Source organism: Mesorhizobium sp. M7A.F.Ca.US.005.03.1.1 (genome assembly GCF_003997975.1).
Taxonomy (GTDB): Bacteria; Pseudomonadota; Alphaproteobacteria; order Rhizobiales; family Rhizobiaceae; genus Mesorhizobium; species Mesorhizobium ciceri.
Map to the genome: position 1 here is coordinate 178205 of NZ_RZRO01000002.1, position 17036 is coordinate 195240.

At 62.7% G+C, this 17036-nt stretch carries 19 protein-coding genes; 12 read left to right on the plus strand and 7 right to left on the minus strand.

Annotated elements, in window-relative coordinates; all coding sequences use genetic code 11:
* Nucleotides 1-15 precede the first annotated feature (15 nt).
* The 3 genes from EN990_RS01890 (at nucleotide 16) to EN990_RS01900 (ending at nucleotide 2790) form a co-directional block, all read left to right on the plus strand.
* On the plus strand, nucleotides 16-378 hold the full coding sequence (locus EN990_RS01890; protein ID WP_013530533.1) for a co-chaperone GroES: 363 nt from the start codon (nucleotides 16-18) through the stop codon (nucleotides 376-378).
* Between the two features lie 33 nt (nucleotides 379-411).
* Nucleotides 412-2043, plus strand: coding sequence for a chaperonin GroEL (gene groL, locus EN990_RS01895; protein WP_013530534.1), 1632 nt, complete (start codon nucleotides 412-414; stop codon nucleotides 2041-2043).
* 249 nt (nucleotides 2044-2292) lie between these two features.
* Nucleotides 2293-2790: a GAF domain-containing protein gene (locus EN990_RS01900; RefSeq protein WP_013530535.1), complete on the plus strand. Its 498-nt coding sequence runs from the start codon at nucleotides 2293-2295 to the stop codon at nucleotides 2788-2790.
* Between the two features lie 8 nt (nucleotides 2791-2798).
* Here EN990_RS01900 and EN990_RS01905 read toward each other — a convergent pair whose 3' ends face one another.
* The 6 genes from EN990_RS01905 to EN990_RS01930 all read right to left on the minus strand — a co-directional run bounded on the left by EN990_RS01905 (nucleotide 2799) and on the right by EN990_RS01930 (nucleotide 9353).
* Entirely contained in the window at nucleotides 2799-3848 is a 1050-nt protein-coding gene (locus EN990_RS01905) for a dienelactone hydrolase (RefSeq protein ID WP_127388234.1), read from the minus strand.
* A gap of 175 nt (nucleotides 3849-4023) precedes the next feature.
* Nucleotides 4024-5103, minus strand: a complete 1080-nt coding sequence (locus EN990_RS01910) for an AraC family transcriptional regulator (protein WP_064994021.1) — start codon at nucleotides 5101-5103, stop codon at nucleotides 4024-4026.
* Nucleotides 5104-5202: 99 nt separating this feature from the next.
* A complete protein-coding gene (locus EN990_RS01915) occupies nucleotides 5203-6258 on the minus strand; it encodes a YeiH family protein (protein ID WP_127384949.1) in 1056 nt (351 codons plus the stop codon).
* A 141-nt stretch (nucleotides 6259-6399) separates the two neighbouring features.
* Entirely contained in the window at nucleotides 6400-6777 is a 378-nt protein-coding gene (locus EN990_RS01920) for an ester cyclase (RefSeq protein WP_024501791.1), read from the minus strand.
* Nucleotides 6778-6886: 109 nt separating this feature from the next.
* Nucleotides 6887-8332: a PAS domain S-box protein gene (locus EN990_RS01925; protein ID WP_013530540.1), complete on the minus strand. Its 1446-nt coding sequence runs from the start codon at nucleotides 8330-8332 to the stop codon at nucleotides 6887-6889.
* Between the two features lie 121 nt (nucleotides 8333-8453).
* Nucleotides 8454-9353: a LysR family transcriptional regulator gene (locus tag EN990_RS01930; RefSeq protein WP_127368570.1), complete on the minus strand. Its 900-nt coding sequence runs from the start codon at nucleotides 9351-9353 to the stop codon at nucleotides 8454-8456.
* Nucleotides 9354-9504: 151 nt separating this feature from the next.
* On the opposite strand from EN990_RS01930, the gene EN990_RS01935 reads away from it, so the two are divergent.
* Entirely contained in the window at nucleotides 9505-9900 is a 396-nt protein-coding gene (locus EN990_RS01935) for a cupin domain-containing protein (RefSeq protein ID WP_127368569.1), read from the plus strand.
* A gap of 391 nt (nucleotides 9901-10291) precedes the next feature.
* Here the strand turns inward: EN990_RS01935 and EN990_RS01945 are convergent, their stop codons facing one another.
* A complete protein-coding gene (locus EN990_RS01945; protein ID WP_127368568.1) occupies nucleotides 10292-10882 on the minus strand; it encodes a cation diffusion facilitator family transporter in 591 nt (196 codons plus the stop codon).
* 317 nt (nucleotides 10883-11199) lie between these two features.
* Here EN990_RS01945 and EN990_RS01950 point away from each other — a divergent pair, with 317 nt between their 5' ends.
* The 8 genes from EN990_RS01950 (at nucleotide 11200) to arsC (ending at nucleotide 16911) form a co-directional block, all read left to right on the plus strand.
* Nucleotides 11200-11679, plus strand: coding sequence for a GNAT family N-acetyltransferase (locus EN990_RS01950; protein WP_024501788.1), 480 nt, complete (start codon nucleotides 11200-11202; stop codon nucleotides 11677-11679).
* Between the two features lie 15 nt (nucleotides 11680-11694).
* Entirely contained in the window at nucleotides 11695-12078 is a 384-nt protein-coding gene (locus EN990_RS01955) for an ACT domain-containing protein (RefSeq protein ID WP_063172670.1), read from the plus strand.
* A gap of 160 nt (nucleotides 12079-12238) precedes the next feature.
* A complete protein-coding gene (locus EN990_RS01960) occupies nucleotides 12239-13672 on the plus strand; it encodes an aldehyde dehydrogenase family protein (RefSeq protein ID WP_127368567.1) in 1434 nt (477 codons plus the stop codon).
* Between the two features lie 143 nt (nucleotides 13673-13815).
* The gene (locus tag EN990_RS01965; protein WP_013530547.1) at nucleotides 13816-14238 is read left to right on the plus strand and encodes an MbcA/ParS/Xre antitoxin family protein; all 423 of its coding nucleotides are present in this window, start codon (nucleotides 13816-13818) and stop codon (nucleotides 14236-14238) included.
* Nucleotides 14232-14930 (plus strand): RES family NAD+ phosphorylase, encoded by a 699-nt coding sequence (locus EN990_RS01970; RefSeq protein ID WP_127368566.1) that lies wholly within the window; start codon nucleotides 14232-14234, stop codon nucleotides 14928-14930. The genes EN990_RS01965 and EN990_RS01970 overlap by 7 nt, the downstream gene beginning before the upstream one ends.
* 72 nt (nucleotides 14931-15002) lie before the next feature.
* Nucleotides 15003-15335: a metalloregulator ArsR/SmtB family transcription factor gene (locus tag EN990_RS01975; protein WP_013530549.1), complete on the plus strand. Its 333-nt coding sequence runs from the start codon at nucleotides 15003-15005 to the stop codon at nucleotides 15333-15335.
* Nucleotides 15336-15427: 92 nt separating this feature from the next.
* Nucleotides 15428-16492: an ACR3 family arsenite efflux transporter gene (gene arsB, locus EN990_RS01980; protein WP_164753639.1), complete on the plus strand. Its 1065-nt coding sequence runs from the start codon at nucleotides 15428-15430 to the stop codon at nucleotides 16490-16492.
* A complete protein-coding gene (arsC, locus tag EN990_RS01985) occupies nucleotides 16489-16911 on the plus strand; it encodes an arsenate reductase (glutaredoxin) (RefSeq protein ID WP_127368564.1) in 423 nt (140 codons plus the stop codon). Before arsB ends, arsC begins: the two co-directional genes overlap by 4 nt.
* The last annotated feature ends 125 nt before the right edge of the window (nucleotides 16912-17036 follow it).

Consider the following 17036-nt stretch of genomic DNA (forward strand, 5'->3'; position numbering starts at 1 on the left):
AGAAAGAAAGTTCCCATGAAATTTCGGCCACTCCACGACCGCGTCGTCATTCGTCGCGCCGAAGGCGATATCAAATCCAAGGGCGGGATCATCATCCCCGACACTGCCAAGGAAAAGCCGCAGGAGGGCGAAGTCATCGCTGTCGGCCCTGGCGCACGCGACGAAAACGGCGCGCTTGTTCCGCTCGACGTCAAGGCCGGCGACTTCATCCTGTTCGGCAAATGGTCGGGCACCGAGGTCAAGATCGACGGCGAGGACCTTCTGATCATGAAGGAAGCCGACATTATGGGCGTCATCGACAAGGACGAGACTGGCATCATCGACAAGGGCGAGACCGCTGCAACCGACAAGACCGTGGCCGCCAAGAAAGCTGCCTGACCTTATTTTCTCCGAACGTACTGGATAAAAATCATGTCTGCCAAGGAAATCAAATTCTCCACCGACGCGCGCGACCGCATGCTGCGCGGCGTCGAGATCCTTACCAATGCTGTGAAGGTCACGCTCGGCCCCAAGGGCCGCAACGTCATCATCGACAAGGCCTATGGCGCGCCGCGCATCACCAAGGACGGCGTCACCGTCGCCAAGGAAATCGAGCTTGCCGACAAGTTCGAGAACATGGGCGCCCAGATGGTGCGCGAAGTGGCCTCGAAGACCAACGACCTCGCCGGTGACGGCACCACCACCGCCACGGTGCTGGCCGCCTCGATCCTGCGCGAAGGCGCCAAGCTGGTCGCCGCCGGCATGAATCCCATGGATTTGAAGCGCGGCATCGACCAGGCGGTTTCCGCCGTGGTCAAGGAAATCCAGGCGCGCGCCAAGAAGGTCAAGTCGTCGGCCGAGATCGCACAGGTCGGCACCATCGCCGCCAATGGCGATGCCAGCGTCGGCGAGATGATCGCCAAGGCGATGGACAAGGTCGGCAATGACGGCGTCATCACCGTCGAGGAAGCCAAGACCGCAGAGACCGAACTCGACGTCGTCGAAGGCATGCAGTTCGACCGCGGCTATCTCTCGCCCTATTTCGTCACCAATGCCGACAAGATGCGCGTCGAGCTGGAAGAGCCCTACATCCTCATCCACGAGAAGAAGCTCGGCAATCTGCAGGCGATGCTGCCGATCCTCGAAGCGGTGGTGCAGAGCGGCAGGCCGCTGCTGATCATCTCCGAGGACGTCGAGGGCGAGGCTCTGGCGACGCTGGTCGTCAACAAGCTGCGCGGCGGCCTCAAGGTCGCGGCCGTCAAGGCGCCTGGCTTCGGCGATCGCCGCAAAGCGATGCTGGAAGACATCGCCGTGCTCACGTCGGGCCAGATGATCTCCGAGGACCTCGGCATCAAGCTCGAAAACGTCACCATCGAGATGCTCGGCCGCGCCAAGCGCGTGCTGATCGAGAAGGACACCACCACGATCATCGACGGTGCCGGCACCAAGGCGACCATCCAGGCGCGCGTCGCTCAGATCAAGGGCCAGATCGAGGAGACGACGTCAGACTACGACAAGGAAAAGCTGCAGGAGCGGCTGGCCAAGCTCGCCGGCGGCGTTGCCGTCATCCGCGTCGGCGGCGTCACCGAGTCGGAAGTCAAGGAAAAGAAGGACCGCATCGACGATGCGCTGAACGCCACCCGCGCGGCGGTCGAGGAAGGCATCGTGCCCGGCGGCGGCGTCGCTCTGCTGCGTGCCCGCTCGGCGCTTGGCGGCCTGACCGGCGCCAATGCCGATGTCACGGCCGGCATCACGATCGTGCTGCGGGCGCTCGAAGCGCCGATCCGCCAGATCGCCGAGAATTCCGGCGTCGAAGGCTCAATCGTCGTCGGCAAGCTCACCGACAGCAAGGACCACAATCAGGGTTTTGACGCCCAGAACGAGGTCTATGTCGACATGATCAAGGCAGGCATCGTCGATCCGGCGAAAGTGGTGCGCACCGCACTCCAGGATGCCGGTTCGATCGCAGCCCTTCTGATCACCGCCGAAGCGATGATCACCGACGTTCCGGCCAAGGATGCAGCACCTGCGGGTGGCGGCGGTGGCGGCATGGGCGGCTACTAAAACCCAGGACTTGTCCGATCTGTTGGAGATGTGAATGGCGGCCCCGATCGGGGCCGCCACGATTCTCAAGATGATCATCGCAAAGTTACGCAGTCGCCCGGCTCAGTGCCGGGAGGCAATCATGATCTTGCGGCTTTCGAAGGGGACGCAATCCACGCTAGACTGTCCAGGCGGCCGTCTGGTTGCGGAGCTCGCCGGACTTTGGCAAGCGATCGGACGAACCGCCATTCCCGACACGGAGACACGTTCATGTTTGCGGCCAAGGCCATCGACACCTCAGACAAGCCCACGTTCTACCGCGACCTCGCCACCCAATTGAAGGCGCTGCTCGAGGGTGAGCGCGATTCGATCGCCAACGCCGCCAACACCGCAGCACTCATCTTCCAGATGGTGCCGGACCTCAACTGGGCCGGTTTCTATTTCCTGCAGTCGGACGAGGAAATGGTGCTCGGGCCGTTCCAGGGCAAGCCGGCCTGTGTGCGCATCGCCGTCGGCAAGGGCGTGTGCGGAACGGCGGTCGAACTCGGCACCTCGATGCTGATCAAGGACGTGCATGATTTTCCCGGCCACATCGCCTGCGATGCCGATTCGCGCTCGGAACTGGTGGTGCTGCTCGAGGACGATGAAGGCGTCTTCGGCGTGCTCGATCTCGACAGCCCGCTGCCCGGCCGCTTCGACAAGGCAGACCAGGCCGGCATCGAGACGCTGGCGGCGATCTATGCCGCGGCGAGTTCGTTCGAGGACTGAGCTGCGTCCTACGGCTCGGTCTTCAGCGCGCGATTGAAAGCTGCAATCGTCATGTCGATCAGTTGCGCGTGAATATCACCGCGCGATCGTGCTCCACCGTCATCGCAAACCGGGTCGCCGATCTGTTCGGCCGCAATGATGCCGGCAGCGCCGGGCTTACATTCGCCGAACATGCTGTAGTGGCTCGCATCCGCGATCGTCGCATAGCTCGCCTTTGAAATTGCTTTTGCGATCTCGGATGCGTCGGCGGTCACGGGAATCTTTCCTGGTCGGCCAAGATTGACGATAGCGACCGGAATTTTGATACCGGCAAAGCTTTTGACATCGAAGACATCGGATGGGGCAGGATCGATCGCCATGGCGAAATGAATGCGCTCATCCCGGTTGTCCCGACCGGCGGCCTGCAAATCCATGGCGTGAAGATCGACGCCGCTTTGCCTGACCCAGTCGCAGAGCGAGGCATTGAGCAGGTCCGTATCGCAATAGGCCGCCAGCAATTTCGGATCGATGCGGGCACCGGCTATCGCCAGCGCCGTGTTGCCGCCCATGGAAAGACCGAGGACGCCTACTTTGCCTTGTTCGAGGTGCCCTGCGAAGAAAGCGTCCTTCGCCGTCGCGGTCAGGGCAGCCGTGAGATCGGCGGGCCGCAACCAGAGTTTCATCGTCTCGGCGGCGGATCTGTTTTTCCCCGTATTTCCCGGGTGTGTGGGAGCGGCGACGACGAATCCCTGCCTGGCCAGAGGCGTTGCAATCCAGCTCAGGGCGTGTGGGGTTCCCGCCAGGCCAGCGCCATGCGAAAGCAGGATAAGCGGGAATTTTCCGCCAGCGATAGGCGCATCGCGCATGGCGGCCGTTCCGGCGAAAAGCGCGGTGTCGCCTGATATAACCATCTCGCCGCCCGGTTGCGCGGGATACCAGACCGTCACATCGAAATCGATGCCGCGCTCCTTGGATGGGGCAGGGAACTGACGAACGCCGACATTGTCGCCGGCGTCTGCGGGGTGTTGCATGAGCGCCGTGGAAACAGCGACGGCGCAGAGCATAGTCCAGAATTTCATTGAAATCTCCGTTGTCGAACGCGCCCTATAGGTGGCAAGGCCGGAGGCTACAGCGTCCGGGCAAGCTGGCGGTCATGTTCGATTGCAGTGTTAGCGACCCAATGTCAGCGGATCGGAGCGAAGTCCGCGACCTTGATCGCGATCAAGGACGTGCTTTATCGCGATTGAGTACCGTTCAGTGCGGAACGGCGCTGCCGATTTCAGCCGCCCGCCGGTTCGCAAGCGAGGGCGCCGCGTCAGGCGCGTTCCGGTCCCGCCAGGCGAGCGGGGTCATATCGGTGACGCGGCGGAATTCGCGGTTGAAGTTCGACTTGGTCTGGAAGCCGACCGCAAACATGATCTCCGTCACGGACTGATCGGTCTCGCTCAGCAGCCGGCAGGCCTCGGTGATGCGGTGTCCGTTGACATATTGCGAGACGTTCCTGGCCGTGGCCCGGTTGATCGCCATTGAGATCTGCCGTGCTGGAATTCCGGCGCGCCGGGCAAGCCGGTTGAGGTTGAGATTGGCGTCGCGATATAGTTTTTTCTCCTGCATCAACTCGTTGACCCTGGCGATCGCATCGGCGTTCTCGCCGGCGTCGGGTGGGGACGGAGTCTCGACGGGCTCGGCGGCATTGAGCGGGACATGGCTTTGGCTGGCCGCAGCCGCCGCCATGCCGACAATGACGAGCATGAAAAGATTGCCGATGCCGATCACGGTTGCCGCGCGAGCGCCATGTCCCGACGCCAGATCGAAGGACACCAGCATGTCGACGGCTCCCGACAGGCACAGCGTAGCTGCCGCGAAAAGGATGGCCCTGTAGACCGGGACCGCGCCGTCGAAGGGCGCAAGGCGAAGCCCGTCGGCGCCGGAGCGAAGCAGCCAGAGAATGGCGGCGGCGTAGGTGAAATCGATTGATGTCAGCGCCACGTCGATCGCCTCGCGCCAAAAGATTATCAGCATGATGATGATGACCGCGGGTGTCGCGTGGAGCCCCAGCAGGGCCGGCCACCGGCGGTCGCTGGTGCGAACCAGGCTCGATACGCCGGCGTAGAGCAGAGACGGCATGATCGCGGCGGATACGGGGGCGATATAGCCGACTTCGCTGATGCCATAGCCCCAGCGCAGTCCGGTGAGCACCGATTGCAACGCTGCAACAAGGATCAGGGCGAGAAACGGCAGGTTCGGTGCTGCCTCATCCTGGCGGCTGGCGACGACCCAAAGCAGGATGAACAGCGACAGGGCGACGACGAAGGGTAAGGGAACAAACGGCATGGATCGGGTGCGGGCTCGCGTGTTGATGCGCGGCAGACCGTAGCCGATGTGATTTGATTCCCAAACTCGCTTGTGCCGTCTGCGTGCCGGCGATCAAGCTCAGGCGAACTTCACCAGCATCAGGCTGAAGCAGCCGATGAACAGGAAGGCCGAGAAGGCGAGCGCCAGCGGGCGCAGGCCGCGCGAGCGCAACTGAGAGATGTCGGCCTGCAGGCCCATGGCGGCCAGGCCCATGGTCAGCATGATGGTGGTGGCGAGCGCCATTGCCGATTTCACCTCGGTGGGCACCGTGACCAAGCTGTTCAACGCCACGACAGCGACGAAGGCGGCGACGAACCACGGCATGGGCGGCCGCGCCGCCACCTCACTGCTGCTCCTGCCGCGCGCCATCAGGCCGAGCGCGACGACCATCGGCGCCAGCATGGCAACGCGGGTCAGCTTGGCGACGGTGGCGATCTCGCCGGACTGGGTGCCGTTCTGAAAGCCGGCGCCGATGACTTGCGCCACCTCGTGGATCGAGGCGCCGGCCCACAGGCCGAAAGCGTGCTGGTCGAGGCCGAGCATGGGCGCCATGAGCGGGAAGCCGAGCATGGCGACGGTGCCGAACAAGGTGATCGAGGCGACGGCGTAGGTGACGTCCTCGTCGCGCGCATCGGTGACGATGTTGGTGGCGACGATGGCCGAAGCGCCGCAGATCGAGGTGCCGGCGGCGATCAACTGCGCCAGCTTGGCGTCGACGCCGATCAGCCGGCCAAGCGTGATGGTGAAAACGAAGGTGGCGCCAAGCGTCGCCGCGACAATGCCGACGCCGCCAGCGCCGATCGAGACCACCTGGCCGAGCGTCAGCTGGAAGCCGAGCAGCACGATGGCGAAGCGCAACAGGCGCTTTTGCGAGAATGCGATACCGGCTTTGGCGTGCACGGGCGTGCCGAGCACGTTGGAGTAGATCATGCCGGCGACGACGGCGAGGATCATTGGACTGAACAGCGCGAAGCCGGAAACATTGCGCGCCGAGAAGGCGACGGCAGTGATCATCGTGACCAGCACGATGCCGGGGACGCTGCCATTCCAGCTAAGGGATTTTCGCCCTTGCGCGACATCGGCAGGAAACGCGCTTTTTGGAATATCGTTCGCGAAGTGGGAAACGGAAGACAATGCAATGCTCCAGGCGAGTATGCCGGGAGAATGCCATTCCTAAACCAATCTTTCCAACGAATTATTTTCGTTAGAATGATCGATTTTTACGAACGATCCACGGACGCTGCCGCGCAGACGTCGCTTTCTGGGCGACCTGGATTAAAGCTGCGCCTCGATCGCGGCCTTGTCGATTACCGACCAGACGTTCCTGATCCGGTCGTCGAGGAATTCATAGAAGACGTTCTCGCTGAAGGACACCTTCCTGCCGTTTATAGGGAGCCCGAAGAAGGTTCCCTTCGGCGTGCAGTTGAACTGAAGCCGGCTGGCTAGGAACGGCGGTTCGGCGATCAGCAACTGGATATCGAAATAGAGGTCTGGGATTTCCCGAAAATCGCGCTCCAGCATGTCCTGGTAACCCGACAGTCCGACGCGGTCGCCATTGTAGTGCACCTCGTCATGAACGAAGCGATGCAGCTTCTGCCAGTCCTGATTGTTGAGGCAGGCGATGTAGCCTCGATAGAGGTCGGTCACGGTCACGGCGATGGCTCCGGTGCTGATGCCCGCCATATTGCGACAGGGCTGAAGGCCAGGACGTACAATAAAAGCAACACATAGCGGGCCGTAGTCCTGTTGCCAGTGCCCAAGTTCAGGGAACAATTCCGAATTCGTGTCCGCTCATCACCTGGTCCAATGCACGCTGATCAACGTGCTCGCTGTCAACCGAAGCCTCAAGTTGGGTCAACGGTGCTTGCAGCGTCCAGGTGACACCGTGGCTATCATGCTCGAGAACACCGGTGCCGCTCACCGCGGCTGGAGCGACGCGCCGCAGCACCACGCTGCCGAAACCACCATGGCCGATCGTCTGTACTTCAGGACCATCTCTCTCTTTCCAGATCAGCTGGAACTGTTTCTGGCCGACCAGTCCGGTTACCTTCCATTGCACCGTTATCGTTCCCTCTGCGGCCGAAAGGACGCCGTATTTAGCGGAATTGGTCGCGAGTTCATGAAACGCTATGCCGAGGTACTGGACGGCATTGGGGCTCAGCGTCAGGGAAGGGCCCGACATTGAGATCCGCTCCTCGTTGCCGAACGGTTTGGCCTGCGCAAGCAGCAGTTCGAAGATCGTGGCGCCCTTCCAGTCGCCGGAAACCAGAAGGTCATGCGAGAGCGACAACGCCATGATGCGCTCGCGCACCTGACGTTCGAACTGGGCCGGCGTCGATGACCGCTTGCTGGTCTCCCGGATCATCGAGATGATGACGGAATACTGGTTCTTCACCCGGTGGTTGACCTCGCGCATCAGCATGCGGATGCGATATTCGTTCTCCTTGGCTACTGATATGTCGCGGGCGATCTTCGAGGCGCCGACGATCTGCCCGACGGCGTTGCGCACCGGCGAGATTGTCAGGGATACGGGCACAAGGCTGCCGTCCTTGCGGCGGCGGATGGTTTCGTAGGTCTCGACCTGCTCGCCTTTGCGGATGCGCTCCAATATGCGCGGCTCTTCGTCCAAATGGTCGTCCGGTATCAGCATAGTTACCGACCTTCCGATTGCTTCGTCGGCGGTGTAACCGAACAGACGTTGGGCGGCTGAGTTCCAGCTCCTGATGACTCCGTTCAAATCCTTGCTGACGATGGCATCGAAGGAAGACTCCACGATGGCTGACAGATGATGCCTGGCCTCGTCGGCATGATGGCGGTCAGTGAGATCGAACAGCATATTGACGGCGCCGACCAGTCTGCCCTGCTCGTCATGAAGCGGTGTGGGATAGGGAAGGAACGGCACACGCGTGCCGTCCGGGCGTTGGGAGATAGCCGACTGGTTTCTGACCGGCCGGTTCTCCTTTAGCGCGACAGCCATCGGGCATTGGTCATGCGGCAACACTTCACCGTCGGTCGTGAACAGCTTGTGCGTCACACACCATTGGTCTTTTCCGAGCTCGGGTTCGCGCCCAGCGAAATCTGCCGCGGCCCGATTGAAATAGGTGATCTTGCCTTCGGTGTCGGTGGTGTAGATTGCTACGGGAAGATTATCGAGGATTTGGTGGGGCAGATCAAAGGTCGAGCTCGAGGTTTTCGTCACTTGCGCCACGTATAGGAGTTCCAGTTAACCGCAGTGAACGCGGTGCCGCGGAAATGGTTCCGCGACCATTTCCGGGGATAGTCACCGCAGGCGGCGGCGAGTCAAAGCCGGGTGGAAGCTGCTCACCGATTTACACCTTGCCCCGGTAGCGCAGCGCGTCGACCAGCAGCGAGAAGGCCGGTGTGGCTTGCCGGCGGCTGGGGTAATAGAGATGGTAGCCGGGGAAGGGCCCGCACCAGTCGGCGAGCACACGCACCAGCCGGCCGTTGGCCAGATGGGCCGTCACCTGCTCCTCAGGCAGATAGGCAAGGCCGAGGCCGGCGAGCACCGCGTTCATGCGCAGAGCGGCCGTGTTGAACACAAGCTGGCCTTCGACCCGAACCTTCAGCTCGCGTCCGGCCTTCTCGAACTCCCAGGCATAGAGCCCGCCATAGGTGGGCAGCCGCAGATTGATGCAATTGTGGGTGGTCAGGTCCTGCGGCGTGCGCGGCTTTGGTCGGGTAGCGAAATAGGCTGGCGAGCCGACCACCGCCATGCGCATGTCGGGGCCGATGCGCACCGCGATCATGTCGCGCGCCACCTGTTCGCCCAGCCGCACGCCGGCGTCGAAGCGCTCGGCGACGATGTCGGTCAGTCCATAGTCGACGATGATCTCGACCTTGATGTCGGGATAGTCGGGCAGCAGCGGGGCGATCGCCGGCCACAGGACCGCATCGGCGGCGTGCTCACCGGCGGTGATGCGGATGGTGCCGGCGGGTTTTTCCCGCAATGCGCTCAAGGCAATGAGCTCGGTCTCGATCTCGTCCAGCCGCGGCCCGACGGTGCGAAGCAGCCGCTCCCCGGCTTCGGTGGGCGACACGCTGCGCGTGGTGCGGGTCAGGAGCCGTACACCCAGCCGCTCCTCCAGCGCCCGCACCGTGTGGCTGAGCGCCGATTGGGAAACCCCGAGCTTGGCCGCCGCCCTGGTGAAGCTTTCCTCGCGCGCCACAGCGAGGAAGGCGGTTAGCTCATTCAGGTTGTCACGTGGCATTCATGAGCCCCCTTCATAAGATCATGCTGGATATAGCACCTAATCGGCACCAATCGCAGACCCTAGATAGGCGTTATCACACCGGGCACCTCCGGCCGTCTTTAAAGCCGGGCGGGTCGTGTCATGGCTGTTGCCAGGAAGGGACAAAACCATGGACATCACGCGAAACGGCTCTCAAGCCTCGGCCAAGGGACCGGCCGACTATTTCACCGGTGCGGTGCGCATCGACGCGCCGTTCAAGGGCAGCGAGCCCGCCCGGGTCGGCGGCGCCACCGTGACTTTCGAGCCCGGCGCGCGCACCGCCTGGCACACGCATCCGCTCGGCCAGACGCTGATCGTCCTCTCGGGCGCCGGCCTGGCGCAGCGCGAGGGCGGCCCGATCGAATCGATCCAGCCCGGCGACATCGTCTGGTTCGCGCCCGGAGAGAAGCATTGGCATGGCGCCGCGCCGACCACGGCGATGAGCCACATCGCTATCGCCGAAGCGCTCGACGGCAAGGTCGTCGACTGGTTGGAGCATGTCAGCGACGAACAATACGGGATTTGACCAGGTATCGGCGCGTGGCGCCGAGTTCAACGCCCGAACTCTACGAAGGAGACCACCATGACCGATGTTCCAAGGCTGAAAAGCCCATTCTCCGATATCGCTCCCGCGCTTGGCAGATACAGCCCTGGATCGTTCCGATCCCCGGCACCACCAAGCTCAATCGCCTCGAAGAGAACATCGGATCGGTCACTGTCGCGCTGACGGCGAACTGCCGACATCGAGAACGCGGTCTCGGCGATCGCCGTACAGGGAGCGCGCTATTCTCCGCAACAGGAAGCAAGGATCGATCGCTAGAGCCAGGCGCAGGCTGAGGGCACTCGACGACCGGGTAGCCATTCCGGCCGACGGCGCAGGAGTTGAGGGGATCGTGCGCGGATCGGGTGGCAGCGTTTCAGTTTGAAATTTGGCCTTCTGCGAACTCGCGTCTTGCGGCCGTGAAAACCTCGCGGGCAGCATCCGCATTCATGATGGCGATTGCCAGCCCAATGACAATATCTGGCCAAGCCGAATTCCACACAAATGCCGTGACCAGGCCGGCGGCAATGATTGCCACATTGGCCAGGACGTCGTTGCGCGCCGACAGGAAGGCGGCGCGGGTGAGGCTGCCGCTGTGATGGCGATAGCGAGCGAGCATGAGCGCGCACGACAGGTTGACGAGCATCGCGCCAGCCGCCGTGAGCGTTAGCGGAACGGGAGCTGGCGGAATTGGAATGTTGAATTTCTCCCAGGCTGTCCAAAGGGTCGCCAATGCGGGGATCAGAAGTATCCCGGCCAGCGCCATTCCGAGCCGCGCTCGATTGCGGACGGTCCAGCCCAACGCGACCATGATCAGGAGATTGACGGATGCGTCCTCCAGAAAATCGATGCTGTCCGCGAACAGCGATACCGATCCGATCCAAACGGCTACGGCAAATTCGATCCCGAAATAGGCCAGGTTCAGGATGGCCACCATCCGCACCGCTTTGTTCAGCGTCCCGGTCATAGTTTGCCCATCGATCAGCTGCCGTTGGCACAAAGCATATAGCGATTCTATGCCCTGCGGGCGCGAGGACCAGAACCTTGTCGCCGATGCGAGACACTGTCGATCGAGCGGTCGCCTTGACATCGCCGCGCTTCCTGTTCCAACTTGGCGCCATGTTCGTTTTCGCGCCTGCCAACACCAAGCGACGTCGCCCTGCACAGTGCGGAGCGGCAAGCTGACTGCGCGACGACAAAGACCGGCAGGATAGACCCGGTTCTTTCGTTTCCAGCCCCGCCCGCGAAACCGCCGGCGGGATTTTTCATGTCTGGAGCAGTTTGATGACCAACAATTCTTCCATCCGGCTTCGGCCGGCCGCGCCCGCTGACGCCGCCGCGATCCGGGATATCGTGCGCGCCGCCTATGCCAAATGGGTAGCGGTGATCGGCCGCGAGCCTCTGCCGATGCGCGCCGACTACGAGAAGGCTGTTGCCGAGCATCCGTTCGATCTCGCCGTCGAGGATGATCGGATCGTGGGAATGATTGAAACCATGCTGGCCGAGGATCACCTGTGGATCGAGAATGTCTGTGTCGCACCGGATGCGCAGGGCAGGGGGATTGGCCGGCTGTTGCTGGAGTGGGCCGAGCGCAAGGCGATCGAGTCGGGCCGCGACGAGCTTCGCCTGCTGACCAATGGCGCGTTCGAGGCGAACGTATCGCTCTACAAGAGGCAGGGCTATATCGTGGATCGGGACGAGCCGTTCATGGGCGGCATGACGGTCTATATGAGCAAGAGGCTAGCGGGATCACCGGCGATCTGAGGAAGGATTTCGATAATGGCTGCCAAGGTCAGGCTTAAGCAACTCCCGGGGTCTTACGCGGTTTCCCGGCTGGCGGCGGGCGAAACCATTCCCGGTTGGGCGGACGGACCAGGCTTCGTCAGCATCACAAGGACCGACGACGAGCTTTCGATCGTTTGCCTGCAGGACCGCGTGCCGCATGCCGTCAAGCAGGATATCGACTGGGTGGCCTTCAAGCTCCTGGGCCCGTTCGCCTTCGACGAAACCGGTATCGTGCTGTCGGTCATCAGGCCGTTGTCGGAAAACGGGTTGGGCATCTTCGTGGTGTCCACTTTCGATGGCGACCATCTCCTGGTGAAAGCCACGGATCAGGCCGCGGCGAGGCGGTTTCTGGTCGAGGCCGGGCATACCTTGCTGTAGTCCATCCTCACCAAGCCGGTTGCTGCCCAACCGCTCTGGCTCAATCACTGCCGCACTGGCTCAACCACTTCGGGGGTTGTGTTTGACAGCGGCGTTTGTGCATCGTTATCTCCAGCCAGATATGACGGCCCGGCGCGACCATGCGGCCAAGGAGAAAACCATGTCACACAATCTGCAGTTCTACATCGATGGCGCGTGGGTCGATCCTGTTGTGCCCAACCCATTGGACGTCATCGATCCCTCGAATGAGGACGCTTTTGCGCAGATTTCGCTCGGCTCCAGGGCCGATGTCGACAAGGCGGTGGCTGCCGCCAAGCGCGCCTTCAACGGCTTTGGTTTCACCGAAGTTAGCGAGCGGCTCGACCTGTTGAATCGCATCATCGCGGTCTACAAGAAGCGCAGTAGCGATCTTGCGGTTGCCGTGTCGCGCGAGATGGGCGCGCCGCGCCAGATGGCGTTGGACAGCCAGGTCGGCATTGGGCTGGCGCATCTGACCAAAATGGCCGAGACGCTGAAGGCTTTCGAATTCCGCCACGTGAAGGGCAATCATCTCGTGGTCAAGGAGCCGATCGGTGTCGTCGGGCTGATCACGCCGTGGAACTGGCCGCTCAACCAGATCACCTGCAAGGTGGGTCCGGCGCTCGCCGCCGGCTGCACCATGGTGCTCAAGCCATCCGAGATCGCGCCGCTCGACGCCATCATCTTCGCCGAGATCCTCGACGAGGCCGGCGTGCCGAAGGGCGTCTTCAACCTCGTCAATGGCGACGGACCGGGCGTCGGCCAGGCGTTGTCCAGCCATCCTGACATCGACATGATGTCGTTCACCGGTTCGACCCGCGCCGGCATCCTGGTGGCCAAGGCCGCCGCCGACACGGTCAAGCGCGTGCATCAGGAGCTTGGTGGCAAGTCGGCCAACATTCTGTTCCCCGACGTCGACCTCGCAAGCGCGGTCAGCAAGGGCGTGGCCGGTTGCTTCAGCAACAGCGGCCAGTCCTGCAACGCGCCAACGCGCATGTTCGTGCCGCGCGAGCGCCATGACGAGGCGGCCCGCTATGCCAAGGTTGCGGCGGAAAAATTCACCGTCGGTCCGGCCGACGCTGCCGGCACCAAGCTCGGCCCGGTCGTCAGCCAGGTTCAGTTCGACAAGATCCAGGACCTGATCCAGGCCGGCATCGACGAGGGTGCGACGTTGGTCGCCGGCGGCCCCGGCCGTCCGGCCGAACTCAACCGCGGCTACTATGTCAGGCCGACAGTGTTCGCCGACGTTACCCACGACATGCGCATCGCGCGCGAGGAGATCTTTGGGCCGGTACTGGCGATCATGCCCTATGACAGCGTCGACGAGGTGGTCGAGACCGCCAACGACACCGTCTATGGCCTCGCCTCCTACATCCAGGCCAAGGACATGAAGAAGGCGCGCGAAGTCGCGGCGCGCATGCGCACCGGCAATGTCTACATCAACTATCCCCAGTGGGACGCCGGCCTGCCGTTCGGCGGCTACAAGCAGTCGGGCAATGGCCGCGAATATGCCGAATACGGACTTGAGGATTTCCTCGAGATCAAGGGCATCGCGGGATATGAGGCGGCTGAGTAGGCACCGTACAGTGTGATGCAATAAAGGGCGCGGCCTGCGGTGTGGCCGCGCCTTTTCATTTTGCAGCCAAGCCTTGCCATCTCCGCATTCTTGCCAATTGGCAAATACATGCTATATATCTGCCAATCAGCAAGGTGAACGCAATGCAGCTTCAATCCATCGTCACCACGCCGGCCACGTTCGGAGCCGCTATCTCGGATGAAGAAGCGGGCGCGCTGGCGCGCACCACGGTCAATCTGTTCAAGGCCTGGAACCTCACCGACCTGGAGGCCTGCATCCTGCTTGGCGGTATGTCGGCGCGCACCTGGGCACGCTGGAAGACTGGGGCGAAGGAAGGTGGCATCGGCAGGATCGACCGCGACCTGCGCACCCGCATGGCGCATCTGATGGGCATACACAAGGGCCTGCGCTACCTCTTCACGGAACCGGCGCGCGGCTATGCCTGGATCCGCAAGCCCAATGCCACCTTTGGCGGCCAGTCGGCGCTCGACCTGATGCTGCGCGGCGAAATCTCCGATCTCTCGGCGATGCGCGAATGGCTCGATGCGGAGCGTGGTGCATGGTGAGTGGGCTTGCGGTCCGTCGCCGCGTCGACTGGCACCAGACCTTCCGCATCATCCGTTCCATCCACCCACCGATCGACCTGTTCGAAGACATTGCCGACCCGCGCGACTGGGAGGCGCTGGCCGCCGTCGCGGCGAAGACAAACCCACGCATAAGGTTCGAGATTGGCGATCTCGGCAAGGTTTCGGCCGCAAGGCGGGTTTCCGGCCCCGGCGCCAGTTTCGTGATGGCGCCCTTCGTGCATTGCTCGACGCTCAGACCAGGCCGCTTCTCGGATGGCAGCTACGGGATCTATTATGCCGGCGACAGCGAGGACGTCGCGCTTGCCGAGACCATCCACCACCATCAGAAATTCATGCGCGCCACAGACGAAGGGCCGGGCTGGACGGCGGATTTCCGCGTGCTGATCGGCAACGTCGACCGCGATCTCGATGACGTCAACGCCGTGCCCGGCGTGCTCGACCCGGACGACTATTCCGCCTCGCAGGCGGAAGGGCGGGCGCTGCGGGCAGCAGGCAGCGACGGGCTGGTGTGGAACAGCGTGCGCATGCCGGGCGGCGGCTGCATCGGCATCTTCTGGCCCGACGTCATTGCCGTTCCAGTGCAGGGCCGCCACTACAGCTACCACTGGGATGGTGCCCGGGTGGACTTCGTGCGCCAGCACGATACGGGAAAGGTGCTGGCCGTCACGTGATGGTGGGCGGACCCTTTACGGATCGTGGGGGAGTCGGTATTCACGAATCCATAAATCCAAGGATTCGGATATATGAATAGGAAGGGTACTTTGAACGCGCTGGCCGCACTTGGCCAGGAGACGCGGCTGGATGTCTTCCGGCTGCTCGTGCGTGCCGGCCCGGAAGGCATTCCAGCCGGCGAGATCGCAACGAGGCTGGACACGGTCCAGAACACCATGTCGGCGCATCTGAAGGTGCTCGCCCATGCCGGGCTGATCCGTCCCGAACGCGACGGAAGGACCGTGCGCTATGTCGCCGACATGACCGGCTTGCGCGACCTGCTGGCCTATCTGATGGAAGATTGCTGCAATGGCGCGCCGGAGCTCTGCCGCCCGGTCATCAATGCCGTGACCTGTGACTGCTGAGGGGCTTGTGACTGTCCGCCGCGCGCCGTTCGAACAAGGAAGCCATCATGACCGATCATGCTCTGAACACAGCTGAGGCGGTGCGGCCCGGCATCGGCTTCGTCGAGAAATATCTGACGGTGTGGGTGGCACTGTGCATCGTCGCGGGCATCGCGCTTGGCCATCTGCTGCCGGGCGTGTTCGGCGCCATCGCGTCGGCCGAGATCGCCAGGGTCAACATTCCTGTCGCCGTGCTGATCTGGCTGATGATCGTGCCGATGCTCTTGCGCGTCGATTTCGCCTCGCTGGCCAAGGTCGGCACCTATTGGCGCGGCATCGGCGTGACGCTGTTCATCAACTGGGCGGTGAAGCCGTTCTCGATGGCGCTGCTGGGCTGGCTGTTCATCGGCTGGTTGTTCCGGCCGTGGCTGCCCGCCGTGCGGATCGATTCCTACATTGCCGGGCTGATCATCCTTGCCGCGGCGCCCTGCACGGCGATGGTTTTCGTCTGGTCGAACCTGACGCGCGGCGAGCCGAATTTCACGCTGTCGCAGGTGGCGCTCAACGACGCTATCATGATCGTTGCTTTCGCGCCAATCGTCGGCCTGCTGCTCGGCCTGTCGGCGATCACCGTGCCATGGGGCACGCTGATGCTGTCGGTCGCACTCTACATCGTCGCGCCGGTGATCGTCGCGCAGTTGGTTCGTGGCCGGCTGCTGGCAGCGAGGGGACAGGCCGGGCTTGAGGCCCTGCTTGCCACGCTGCAGCCTCTGTCGCTGGTTGCCTTGCTGGCGACGTTGGTGCTGCTGTTCGGCTTCCAGGGCGAGCAGATCATTGCGCAGCCGTTGGTGATCGTGCTGCTGGCAGTGCCGATCCTGATCCAGGTCTACTTCAACTCCGGTCTTGCCTATCTGCTCAACCGCCTCAGCGGCGAACGGCACTGCGTGGCTGGACCATCGGCGCTGATCGGCGCGTCGAACTTCTTCGAGCTGGCGGTGGCCGCCGCGATCGCGCTGTTCGGGCTGAATTCTGGCGCGGCCCTTGCCACTGTGGTCGGGGTGCTCATCGAGGTTCCGGTCATGCTGTCGGTGGTGTGGATCGTGAACCGCAGCAAGGGCTGGTACGAGATGGGCGGCGCCGTCCGGAATACCATGTCGGCTGAGAGGACCCCGAAATGACCATCACCATCTACCACAATCCCAGTTGCGGCACGTCGCGCAACACGTTGGCCATGATCCGCCAGTCGGGTGAGGAGCCGGAGGTGATCGAATATCTGAAGACGCCGCCATCGCGCGAAAGGTTGGTCGACCTGATCGCGGCGATGGGCATCACACCGCGCGACCTGCTGCGCGAGAAGGGCACACCCTATGCCGAACTCGGCCTTGCCGACCCGAAATGGTCCGACCAGCAGATCCTCGATTTCATGCTGGCACATCCGATCCTGATCAACCGGCCGATCGTGGTCAGTCCGCTCGGCGTCGTGCTGGCGCGGCCGTCGGAAAAGGTGCTGGACATTCTGCCCAATCCGGACATCGGCACGTTCACCAAGGAGGATGGCGAGGTGGTCATTTACGCCTCGGGCAAGCGCGCCGGCTGATGCTATTTCCATATTTTTGAAATTGGGTTGACGGCGCGAAAAGTGCCGCGTAGCTTATTTCCATGAAACTCGAAAAAGCAGCCGCGCAGCTTGAAGCGCTCGGCAATCCGACGCGGCTTCAGCTC